This is a genomic window from Roseateles sp. P5_E11, assembly GCF_054049355.1.
In genome coordinates this window covers 1-11,476 of sequence record NZ_JBFUMO010000151.1, presented here as the reverse complement: position 1 = coordinate 11,476, position 11,476 = coordinate 1, and the positions used below count along the sequence as shown (strand labels likewise).

Below are 11,476 nucleotides of genomic sequence, written 5' to 3'. Positions count from 1 at the left end.
AGGAAGCGCCGCGCGAGCGACGGCCGCATGCAGGTGCGCACGAATCTGTTCCCGAGCGCGGGCACCGGCGGCGCGGCCGGCACGTCGCTGCGCCCCTTCACCGACAAGATCCACGCGATGGGGCTGAAGGCCGGCCTGTACTCCGACATCGGCCGCAACGCCTGCTCGCAGGCCTACAACACCGACAGCCCCAACCTGCCCGAAGGCAGCCAGGTTGAGCGGGAGGTGGGGCTGATGAACAACGTCGAGCGCGACATCGCGCTCTACTTCGGCGACTGGAACTTCGACTTCATCAAGGTGGACGGCTGCGGCCTGTCGTCGTACGGCAAGGACCGCCCCCCGGTCACGTCGGGCCGCTTCCGCGAGTTCGGGCCGACGGTCGTCGAGGGCAATGCCAACCAGTCCGACATGGACGGCGCCCGCGCCCTGTACGGCCGCGTCACGCAGGCGTTGCGCAGCGTGCGGCCGCATGGCGACTATGTGCTGTCGGTCTGCCTCTGGGGCGCCGCCAATGTCCGCAGCTGGGGCGCCGAGGTGGGCACGATGTGGCGCACGAGCCGCGACATCGCGCCCAGCTTCTCGCAGATGCTGCACAACTTCGACACCGTCGCTACGCGCGAGTTCTACGCCGGCCCGGGCCGCTGGAATGACCCCGACATGCTGGAGATCGGCAACGGCGACTTCGACGGCAACCATCTGCTCGAAGCCCGAACGCACATGGGCCTGTGGGCCATTGCGGCCGCGCCGCTGATGATCGGCACCGACCTGTCGAAAGCCTCGCCCGCCCTCATCGACGTGCTGAAGGCACCCGAGGTCGTCGCCATCAACCAGGACCCAGCCGGCCATCAGGGCGTGCTCGCCTATGCCGACAGTGACCGGCAGATCCTCGTCAAGAGCTTGGCCGATGGACGCAAGGCCGTGCTGCTGTTCAACCGCACGGGTGCTGCCGCCAAGTTCACGCTGACCGCCGAGCACCTGAAGATGGACGCGACAGCACCCGTCGCGCTGCGTGACGCCTGGGCTCGCGCCGATGCGGGCACGTTCACGGACAAGCGCGAGTTCGAGCTGAAGCCGCGCGAGGCGCTGCTGTTCACCGCCACCGGCAAGCACCTGCTGCCGCGCGGCTACTTCGTCTCCGAGCGGCCCGGCAACGTCTACGTGGCGCGCGACGGCATCCGCGCGCTGGAGCAGGATCCCATCGGCTACCGCGCGCTGGCCTCGTGGTCCACCACCGACAACGGTGGCACGCGCCCGGCCTACGCCGGCTGGGGCGCGCCGCGTGCCGACTCGACGCCTTATGACCAGGGCTTGAGCGTGCAGCGCCAAGCCTTCCGCCATGGCATCGGCGCACTGGCCGACTCGCGGCTGCAAGTTCAGGTGCCCATCGGCTCGCGGCGCTTTGTCGCGCGCGTCGGCGTGGACGACTCGACGCGCGGCAAGAGCGCTGCCGTCAGCTTCGAGGTCTGGGGTGATGGCCGCCGCCTTGCGAGCACTGCACCGATGAAATTCAACCAGGCGGCGCGCGATCTCAGCGCCGACCTGCGCGGCGTGAAGCTGATCGAGCTGATCGCGCGCCAGCATGGGGCCGACACCGCAGGCCCTGTCGTCGTGACCTGGGGCGACGCTCGCATCGAGTAGCCGCCCAGCACGCCTTCTCTCCATCGCTATTTGGCACCGGTCGCGCCGGTGCCCTGGCCGCGCTCGCGCTGACGTGGCCCGGCCCCTCCCGTTCAGCGCTCAGTCGTTCATGAGGAGAACCCGATGCACTCCATGCGTCCCTGCCCCTTGCCCCGCTCTCGCGCCGGGCTGAAGCTCGCCTTCCCGCTCGCCCTGATCGCCGCCTGGCCTGTTGCCGCGACCGCAGCGCCCCTGGTGTCCAACCCCCTGGGCGCCTGCCTGGAAACCAAGGTCGACACCTGGGACATCCGCCTGGCGACCTGCAATGCCAGCGCAGCGCAGGACTTCAGCCTCACGCCGGTCAGCACCGGCAGCAGCACCTACACCCTCAAGAACGCGCAGGCCAATCTGTGCGTCTCCGCCACCGGCACCAGCTCCGGGTCCTTCGTGGAGCTGAACACCTGCCAGCCCAGCCAGACGGGCCAGCGCTTCTCGGTGGTGGCGCTGGCGGGCGGCTCGACCGCCCAGCTCAAGCTGGCGGCCAACAACCTGTGCCTGACCGCGCCGACTCAACTGGCCCAGGTTGGTTTCTCGGTCGCGACCTGCAAGAGTGGCGATGCGAACCAGGCGTGGCGGCTCGCAGCGCCTACGCCGGCACCCACGCCTGCGCCCACACCGGCGCCGACCCCCGCACCCACGCCCGCACCGACACCGGCACCCACGCCCGCTCCCACACCAGCCCCGACTCCAGCGCCCGCACCGGTCGAAACCAGCTTCACCGCCAGTGCCGCCGAGATCGCCAACCCCGAGCGCGGCATGTACACCTGGGCCGCCGACAACCTGCTGCTGTGGACGCAGGCCGACGCCGACTCGCAGTTCCAGGCCGGCTACCGAGTCGTCTATGCCGCAGTGCGCCTGGACGCCTATGCCAACACCACGCTGCCCGCCAGCCTGCTCACGCAGCTCTCGGACCGCTTCGCGATCGCGCGCCGCGCCGGCCTGAAGCTGGTGCCACGCTTTCTCTACAACTACCCGGCCAACGAGACCGAATACCAGAACGTGAAGGACGCGCCGCTGGCGCGCGTGCTCGGCCACATCGACCAGCTCAAGCCGGTACTGACGGCCAATGCCGATGTCATCGCCTATCTGCAGGCCGGCTTCATTGGCGCCTGGGGTGAATGGCACACCTCGTCCAACAACCTCACCGCGGTCAGCCCGCGCACGCAGATCCGCGATGCGCTGCTGAACGCCCTGCCGACCGACCGCTTCCTGCAGCTGCGCTATCCGCCGTATCTGATGCAGTGGGCCTCGCAGGTGCCGAGCTGGCGCGACGGGTCGGCGGCCTCGCGCATCGGCGTGCACAACGACTGCTTCATGGCCTCGGCGACGGACGTCGGCACCTACAGCGAGGACGCTGCAACGCGCCAGAACGAGCGTAACTACACCGCCTCGCTGTCACGCGTGGCCCCCTTCGGCGCGGAAACCTGCAACCCTGCCGACGAGGAAGGCGCGGTGCCGCGCACCAGCTGCACCGACATCCTGGCCGAGGGCAAGCAGTTCGGCCTGACCTATCTGAACAACGACTACTACCGCGACCTCTTCCACACCAAGTGGGAGACGCAGGGCTGCATGGCCGAGGTCAAGCGCAGCATGGGCTACCGCTTCGAGCTCTCGACCCTGCGCCACAGTGAGGCGGTGACGGCCGGGCAGTCGGGCGACCTGCTGCTGACCGTGCGCAACAGTGGTTGGGCGCGCGCCTTCAACCCGCGTGCGGTGCAACTGCTGCTCAAGCACCGGACCACGGGCGCCGTCGTGCGCATCGCGCTGTCGGCCGTCGACCCGCGCGGCTGGTTGCCCAACAGCACCAGCACCGTGTCGGCGGGCTTCACGGTTCCCGCGGGCACGCCGACAGGTGCCTACGACGTGCTGTTCGCCCTGCCTGACGGTGCCACATCGCTGAGCGCTGACGTGCGCTACAGCGTGCGCCCGGCCAATGCCGACAACACCGCCAAGGCCCAGGCCTGGGATGCGGCGCTCGGCGCGTTCCGCGCGGGCACCACGCTGACCGTACGTTGAAAAACCTTCTCCAGGAGAAACGAATGTCCGACTTTCGATTGAAGCTCGCCGCAGCGAGCCTGCTGACCCTCGGCGCCACCCTCGCCATGGCCGCTCCGACCGGCTTCGGCATGGTGGCCTACTGGGGCGAAACCGCCAGCATCTATGGCGGCCAGATTCCGAGCGGTGCCTATGTCGTCATCAACCCCAACAGCGGCGCCACCGGTCTGAGCGGCAGCCAGGTCACCAACTGGAAGGCGGTCATCGCCAACATCCGCGCCCAGGGCGGCAAGGTGCTGGGCTATGTGGCCACCGGCTACGACTACAACACCGCCGACGAGCTGGCCCGCTACAACGCGATCAACGCCAACCTGAGCGCCTACAAGACGACGCTGGGGGGCGTGGACGGCTTCTTCTTCGACGAGGCCGCCTTCGACGACGCGGCGCTGACCGACACGCAGAAGTGCAATGGCACGCCGCCGAAGTTCAGCGCCGTGCGCGCCAAGATGGCGGCCACCGGCACCAGCGGCACGGTGGTGTGGAACGCCGGCTGGCCGGGCGCCAGCAGTTGCTTCRTCAGCGCGGCCAGCTATGGCGAGCACATCGTCATCTACGAGGCCAAGTACAGCGACTACGTGGCCGCGGCGAGCTGGCTCAATGGCGGCGTGCAGAGCCTGGCGGCATCGCTGGGCGTGAAGACCTGGCTGTTGGTGCACTCCGCCACTCAGGCCGAGATGCGCTTGACGCTCAAGGGCAGCGCGGCCAACTACGTCTACGCGACGAGCATGACCTACAACCCCGCCCTGCCTTGGGGCGGCCCGATCTGGAACTACACGCCCACCTACTGGGGCAACGAGACGCTGAGCGGCTCCGAGCGCTGGTGCCTGAGGAGCCTGAAGACCRGCGGAACCTGCTGAACGGAGACCCTGACATGAAGCATCTGAAGACCCTCATCGCCGCACTCGCCCTGGCCGGCGCGGCGCCCTTCGCGTCGGCCATCGAGATCATCGTGCCGGCGTACTTCTATCCGTCCTGGATGCCATCGCAGAACGAGTGGCACCAGCTCAGCTGGGCGGCTCAACAGGGCGCGCAGGTCACGGCCATCATGAACCCGGGCAACGGGCCGGGCACGGCGTCCAACAGCGACTACGTGGCCTCGATCAACGAGTTCCGCGCGGCGGGCGGCAAGGTGCTGGGCTATGTCTACACCTGCTATGGCGTCAACCACTGCACGCCGGAGGTGCCGCCAACGCGCTCAACCAGCGAGGTGCTGGCGGACGCGCAGAAGTACGCGAACTGGTATGGCGTGGACGGCGTGTTCCTGGACGAGATGGCGACGCAGCCCGGTGCGCTGCCCTTCTATCAGACCRTCAGCAACAGTCTGCGCGCGGCGCATCCGGGCTGGGAGATCGTCGGCAACCCGGGCGTGACGCCCTCTGCGGGTTATGTGCCGCTGGCGAACACGCTGATGAGCTTTGAAGGCTCGTACAGCGATTTCATCAACGGCTCCTTCCTGAGCGGGCTGACGAACGCCGCGTCGACCGGCGCGATCGTTCACAGCGTGGCGACGGTGGCGCAGATGCAGCAGGTGATGGGGCTGGCCAGGCAGCATGGGCTGGGGGCGATCTACGTCACCGATGGGACGATGGCGAGCGGCAATCCGTATCTGCATCTGCCGAGCTATTGGACGGCGGAGGTGGCGGCCGCGGCGGTGCCGGAGCCGGCGCAGGCCGGGATGCTGATGGCCGGGCTGGCCTTGATGGCCGGCATCGTGCGTCGGCGCCGTCGCTGAAGAGAAAAAGGGCGAGGCGCCTTTCAACGCCTCGCCCTCTGCTTAGGCGGCCAAGGCCGCGATGCTCTTCGGCGCCTCGGCGTAGTGGCCCAACTGCATCGTGAACTGCGCGCGACCTGAGCTGATCGCGCGCAGATGCCCGATGTAGCCGAACATCTGCTCCAGCGGCACCTCGGCGCTGAGCACGACGGCGTTGCCACGTGCATCCTGGCCATGCACATGGCCACGCCGGCGCAGCAGGTCGCCGATGACGTCGCCCAGGTAGTCGGCCGGCGTGATGACCTCGACGGCCATCACCGGCTCCAGCACCACGGGCGAAGCCTTCAGCACCGCCTCGCGCAGAGCCGCCGCCGCCGCCAGCTCGAAGGCCAGCGCCGACGAGTCGCGCACGTGGTGGCTGCCGTCTACCAGCGTCGCCTCGAAGTCCACCAGCGGATAGCCCGCGAACGGGCCAGACTGTGCGGCGCGGCGGATGCCAGCCCCCACCGCCGGGATGAACTCGCGCGGGATCGCGCCGCCCACCACCGTGTTCTCGAAACGGATGCCCGTGCCCCGCGGCAGCGGCGCCACGCGCAGCGTCAGCTCGGCGAACTGGCCGGGGCCGCCGCTTTGCTTGCGGTGCAGATGGCGCACCTCGGCCGTGCCCGCGATGGTCTCGCGATAGGCGACCTGGGGTCGGCCGACCTGCACCTCGACGCCAAAGCGCGCACGCAGCTTCTCGATGGACACCTCGAGCTGCAGCTCACCCATGCCGGACAACAGCGTCTGGCCCGAATCCGGATCCTGGCGCAGTCGCAGTGACGGGTCTTCGCGGACGAGCATGCCCAGGCCCTTGGACAGGGCCGCGGCATCGGCCTGCTTGCGTGGCTCAATGGCGACGTCGATGACGGCCTCGGGCACGGCGATGCTTTCCAGCACGGCGGCGTCCTTGGCAGACGCCAGCGTGTGGCCGGTCAGCACCTCCTTCAGGCCCACGACGCCCGCGATATCGCCCGCGACGAGTTCGTCGCGCTCGACGCGCCGGTCCGCATGGATCTCGTACAGGCGCGACACGCGCTCGGCCTTGCCGGTGCTGGCGTTGAACACGGAGTCTCCACGCTTGAGCCGGCCGCTGTAGACCCGCACGAACACCATCGCGCCGTGGTCGTCGGCGGTCAGCTTGAAGGCGAGGGCAGACAGCGGGCCTTCGGCCGCCGCAGCGGCTGGCCCTTCGCCTGGGCTGGGCAGGTAGGCGACGACGGCGTCCAGCAGCGGCTCGACACCACGGTTGCGGAAGGCCGAGCCGGCCAGCACGGGTACGAAAGCGCCCGCGATCGTGCCGCGGCGCAGGGCCGCACGCACATCGTCCAAAGGCAACTCGTCGCCGCGCAGCCAGGCATCCAGCAACGCGTCGTCCTGTTCGGCAGCGGCTTCCAGCAGGCGCGCACGCGCGGCCTCGGCGGCGCTTTGCAGCTCCGGCGGGATGGCTTCGACGCGCGGCGGTGCCGAGGCGTCGTCGCGGTCCCAGACCAGGGCCTGCATCGTCAGCAGATCCACCACGCCACGGAAGTCGACTTCCGCGCCGATGGGCAGCTGCAGCGGCAGTGCGCGCACGCCCAGGCGTTCCTGCAGGGATGCGACGACGCGCAGGAAGTCCGCGCCAACGCGGTCCAGCTTGTTGATGAAGGCCAGGCGCGGCACGCGGTACTCGTCCGCGAGGCGCCAGTTGGTCTCGGTCTGGGGTTCGACACCGGCCACGCCGTCGAAGACGACGACGGCGCCGTCCAGCACGCGCAGGGAGCGGCGCACCTCGATGTTGAAGTCGATGTGCCCGGGCGTGTCGATCAGGTTGATCTGCGTACCGTGCCAGTGCACGGTGGTAGCCGCGCTGTGGATGGTGATGCCGCGTGCGCGTTCCTGGGGATCGAAGTCCATCGTCGTGTTGCCGTCGTTGACGTCGCCGATGCGATGGTTTTCGCCCGTGTAGAACAGGATGCGTTCGGTGGTCGTGGTCTTGCCAGCGTCGACGTGGGCGATGACGCCGATGTTGCGCAGGTTGCGGAAGTTATTCGAGTTCATGGTGATTCCAGATGCGGTGACTGTTGCCAGCCCCCGGTGGAACCACCTGGCAGGGCTAGCGCAAAGGCAGGACGCCGAAGCGCACGAGCGACGAGCAGGACTCAGCCGCGCTCCGGCGCTCGGGAATCGTGGCGATCAGCTTGTCGAAGGTGCGGGTGCGCATGGTTGAACTCAGATCAGAAAAACAAAACCCCGGAGGGACGAACCTGCCGGGGTTTGGATTGACCGGAAGGCTTGGCGCCTTCCGAACACGGTCGAAGGGGCGCTCAGGTGTTGAGGCGGGCTTGGATCGTGTGGTTGAACTTCATGATGGGTGGATTGTGTTGCAGCCCGCGAGGCCTTGGCGCTTGTGGGGAGATGTGGCGGCGCCGCGGTGGACTTCTTCGCAGCTCAGCTGCAGCGGCACGGCTGCCGCAGGCTGTGTTCACGTCCATGTGCTCCGAGGGATGAACAGGCGTGGCGCTGGATGGGACCGCTCGTCCATACGCGGCGGCCTAAGGAGGCGGGGCGGCTTTCGCAGCATGCGGTGTTGGACGTCGGCGCCCTGCACGGATAGAAGCTCGCTCGAGTACAAGCTCGAGGCCCGACTGTTCCTGACCTCAGATCAATCTTGCCGGCCACCCCATTGGATGCCGAAATCAGATCCCGCTGTGATGCGAAAGATTGACAGTGAAGTCCGCATATAAGCAGGCATTAGGATTACGCAGCTCGGGCTCGAACGCCAAGAGCCCAGCAGACCGTGCTCGAGATCGAATGCAACGTCCGATCTGCGTCGTTGGTGCCGGCGCGACGTGTCGATCTGTACTTATGGCATGCATGCGCGAACATGAGAGACCGGGATGGCCGAGTGCGGCTACAACGAGACATCGAACTGACGGCGGAATTCGCCTGGCGTGCAGCCTTCGATGCTGCGAAAGAACTTGATGAAGTTGGTCGCCTCGTCGAAGCCAAGCCGCTGCGCGATGGCGGAAATCGGCATCTTCGTGTGCACGAGCAGGCGCTTGGCTTCCAGCGCAAGGCGCGAGGCGATCAAGGCCTTCGCGCCGACGCCAGCCACCGCACTGCAGATGCGAGTGAGCGTCTTCTCGGAACATCCCATGGCATTTGCGTAGCGCGAAACGTGACGCCATTGATGCACGTTCTCGTCCAGAAGCCGTTTGAATAGACGGAAGCGCTCCGGCGCGTCGGACGCCGTTCCGGCGGATCGCTGTTGCTCGGCATGAAAGATGTGCAGCCGCGTCACCAGCGTTGTCAGTTCACTCTGGAGCAGCCAGTTCAGCAGCGGTTGCCGGGCGTCGAGCGCGCACTCCTCCTCCAGGCGCGCGAGCGTGGCGGCCAAAAACCGACCCGTCGACCGGTCGAGGCTCAGATTGCCAGGAAGCCCATCGACCAGTTCAGGCATCTGAAGGCGCTCCTCGCCTTGCGAAGCCTGCAAAAGCTCGGGTCGGAACAGCAGGAGGTTTGCATCCCAACGGCTTCCCGGCCCGAAGCGGTGAACCTGCCCGGGCCGAATGGTCAGCAGCGAACCGCCGCCACACTCGATGTGGCTGAAGTCCACCACGGCGCGGCATATTCCACGTCTGACGTGCACGAACATGTGAAAGTCGTAGCGGTGGTAGCGCTGCAGGTGGGCTCGGGACACCCTCCGTCTCAGGTCCGACATCGAGAAGACCTCGAGATCCAGCGCCCTCTCGGCCGAGGGCTGATATCGGACCTGCTCGACATCGATGGGTTTAGTTCCGCGCGGCATCGGTCCATTGTCCGATATTCACCATTTCGGCAACCGACTTTGATCGTGTCGAACACGCCGGCAACTCGAACAATACGAGACCGCGGGCACGGGGCGGCCACCATGCTCCGGCTCCCATCCTGATAGACAGTCCGAGGCGACCGATGCAAACCACAAACCGACAGTTCATGGCTCGCTTCGTGGAGTTCATCAACACCGCGGATCCGCGGCTCGCCACAGAATTGGTTTCCCCTGACGCCGTGTTTCAGGTTCCGGGGCGCGCCGAACCCGTGCACGGGCCACAAGGCTACCTGGAGATCATCGGGATGATGCGCGGCGGATTCCCCGATATCCAGTGGACTCTTGAGGAAACCGTCGTCGAAGGTAACGTGATCGCGGCGCGATTCACGATGCGCGGGACGCAGCGCGGAGCCTTCTTCGGCGTGCCTCCCACCGGCAAGACGATTGCCGTGCAAGCGCTGAACATCTACCGGCTTTCGACCGGGAAGATCGTCTCCGAAGTGGGGCAGCCGGACCTGCTCGGACTGATGCAGCAGATCGGCGGGTTGCCGGTTCCTGAGGGCCTGTGAGTGCCGTTTGCATCGACCTCCGGTACAGGCAGTAGTGCGCCGCCGTCGCTCTACAAGTTCGATCGCACGAACTGGCCGCTGCTCATCTCTTCCGAGGATGGCCGGCATCCTGGTGGCATCTGCGGCGTCTCGGTCTATGGCTCAGGCGCGACTACGAAGGTCGCCTTCCGTGTGTCCGGCACGTGAGGAGGCGTGGGCTTGGTGCAGATGGTGATGCGCTCGGCCACAGCCGGCGCCACGTGTCAGGAAGTTGGCAGATCGATTACAACTTCACCGACCATCTACGGCCGCGTGTTCATGTCGGGCCGAGGGCGTGACTACAACTATTGAGTCTTGCCGCGACAACATTGCGAAAAGACATATTTCATCCAAGAGGAAACGAATGCCGTTGGCACTGAACACCGTGTCCCATGCCCGTCGCGTTGCGATCGCCTTCCTGAGTGCGGGGGTCGCAGCTTGCGGCGGCGGAGGCGGCTCGCCGACAACCGCACCTGCACCCGCACCTGCACCTGCACCTGCTCCTGCACCTGCACCTGCACCTGCTCCTGCACCTGCACCTGCACCTGCACCTGCACCTGCACCTGCACCTGCACCTGCTCCTTCGATCACTACAGCCCTCGGCAAGCCCGGCCGGCTCCTCGTGGGCCTCGGCGCGGCCAGTCCTATCGCGGACATGAAGGCCCAGCAGATCGCTCCGGACATCATCGATACCTATCTCGTGGCGGTCACGGGTTTCAACTCTGGCGGCGGCGGTAACGCATGGCCTCAATGGCAATACAACTATCCGGACGGTGGCGTCATAACGGTCTTCTCCGCCGACGTCGCGGCCATGGGCGCCGTGCCGATGTTCACCCTGTTCCAGATGCCTTCCCTGCGGGGTGGCGACGTCACCGTCATCAACGACGCGCCGTTCATGGCCGCCTACTGGGCGCAAGTCAAGTTGATGTACCAGAAGATCGCCGAGACCGGCCGCCCCACCCTGGTCAACCTCGAGCCTGACTTCTGGGGCTTCGCAGAGGGCAGTGCACCTGGCGGCGACCCGGCGAAGTTGCCGGCGCGCGTGAGCACGGTGCCGGAATGCGCCAGTCAACCGAATACGGCCGTTGGCGTCGTCGGTTGCCTGTTGACGCTCGGGCGGACGTATGCGCCCAAGGCGAGGATGGGCTTCCCCCCGTCGATGTGGTACGGGAACCCAGACGCCACCGGCAGCTTCATGGCAAAACTCGGTGCAGACAAGGCCGACTTCATCGTGGCGCAGACGAGCGATCGCGACGCAGGTTGCTTTGAAGTCCCGACACCCGTGGACGAGTGCGCGGGTCGCGGCACCGGCCCGTTCTACTTGGATGAGAACAACGTCACCACGCCGAATTTCAACCAAAGCCTCGACCAGTGGAAGACGCTACGAAGCCACCTGGGCAACCTGCCGATCCTGTTCTGGCAGACCCCCATGGGCGTGCCCTCGACGACCCCCGGCGGAACGCCGAAGCACTATCGGGACAACCACGTCCAGTACATGCTGACGCATCCAACGCAGTACACGGGCAACGGTGTATTCGCGCTCGTCTTCAGTCCCGGGGGCGCCACGTCGGCGGACATCACGAACGACGGCGGCCAGTTCGCGCGCCTGTTCAAGGC

The 11,476-nt window shown here is 66.9% G+C and carries 9 protein-coding genes; 6 read left to right on the top strand and 3 right to left on the bottom strand.

Annotated elements, in window-relative coordinates; genetic code table 11:
• From ACXJKR_RS13405 to ACXJKR_RS13390, 4 genes are all read left to right on the top strand, one after another.
• On the top strand, positions 1-1,638 hold a 1,638-nt coding region (locus ACXJKR_RS13405; RefSeq protein ID WP_457323256.1), incomplete at its 5' end, for an NPCBM/NEW2 domain-containing protein.
• 123 nt (positions 1,639-1,761) lie between these two features.
• Entirely contained in the window at positions 1,762-3,693 is a 1,932-nt protein-coding gene (locus tag ACXJKR_RS13400; RefSeq protein WP_457323255.1) for a DUF4832 domain-containing protein, read from the top strand.
• 23 nt (positions 3,694-3,716) lie between these two features.
• The gene (locus ACXJKR_RS13395) at positions 3,717-4,589 is read left to right on the top strand and encodes a spherulation-specific family 4 protein (protein WP_457323254.1); all 873 of its coding nucleotides are present in this window, start codon (positions 3,717-3,719) and stop codon (positions 4,587-4,589) included.
• 14 nt (positions 4,590-4,603) lie between these two features.
• Positions 4,604-5,464 (top strand): spherulation-specific family 4 protein, encoded by an 861-nt coding sequence (locus ACXJKR_RS13390; protein ID WP_457323253.1) that lies wholly within the window; start codon positions 4,604-4,606, stop codon positions 5,462-5,464.
• Positions 5,465-5,506: 42 nt separating this feature from the next.
• Here ACXJKR_RS13390 and fusA read toward each other — a convergent pair whose 3' ends face one another.
• Both fusA and ACXJKR_RS13380 read right to left on the bottom strand, forming a co-directional pair.
• Positions 5,507-7,522 (bottom strand): elongation factor G, encoded by a 2,016-nt coding sequence (fusA, locus tag ACXJKR_RS13385; protein WP_457323252.1) that lies wholly within the window; start codon positions 7,520-7,522, stop codon positions 5,507-5,509.
• Positions 7,523-8,375: 853 nt separating this feature from the next.
• Complete coding sequence (locus ACXJKR_RS13380) at positions 8,376-9,272, bottom strand: AraC family transcriptional regulator (protein ID WP_457323251.1); 897 nt, start codon at positions 9,270-9,272, stop codon at positions 8,376-8,378.
• 167 nt (positions 9,273-9,439) lie between these two features.
• On the opposite strand from ACXJKR_RS13380, the gene ACXJKR_RS13375 reads away from it, so the two are divergent.
• Complete coding sequence (locus tag ACXJKR_RS13375) at positions 9,440-9,841, top strand: ester cyclase (RefSeq protein WP_457323250.1); 402 nt, start codon at positions 9,440-9,442, stop codon at positions 9,839-9,841.
• Positions 9,842-10,164: 323 nt separating this feature from the next.
• Here ACXJKR_RS13375 and ACXJKR_RS13370 read toward each other — a convergent pair whose 3' ends face one another.
• Positions 10,165-10,434, bottom strand: a complete 270-nt coding sequence (locus tag ACXJKR_RS13370; RefSeq protein WP_457323249.1) for a hypothetical protein — start codon at positions 10,432-10,434, stop codon at positions 10,165-10,167.
• An 80-nt stretch (positions 10,435-10,514) separates the two neighbouring features.
• Here ACXJKR_RS13370 and ACXJKR_RS13365 point away from each other — a divergent pair.
• Positions 10,515-11,476 (top strand): hypothetical protein (locus ACXJKR_RS13365; protein ID WP_457323248.1); only part of this gene is annotated, 962 nt, incomplete at its 3' end.

Coding starts and splice junctions, on each gene's coding strand:
- ACXJKR_RS13400 (WP_457323255.1), top strand. CDS start 1,762: ATGCACTCCATGCGTCCCTGCCCCTTGCCCCGCTCTCGCGCCGGGCTG.
- fusA (WP_457323252.1), bottom strand. CDS start 7,522: ATGAACTCGAATAACTTCCGCAACCTGCGCAACATCGGCGTCATCGCC.
- ACXJKR_RS13380 (WP_457323251.1), bottom strand. CDS start 9,272: ATGCCGCGCGGAACTAAACCCATCGATGTCGAGCAGGTCCGATATCAG.
- ACXJKR_RS13375 (WP_457323250.1), top strand. CDS start 9,440: ATGGCTCGCTTCGTGGAGTTCATCAACACCGCGGATCCGCGGCTCGCC.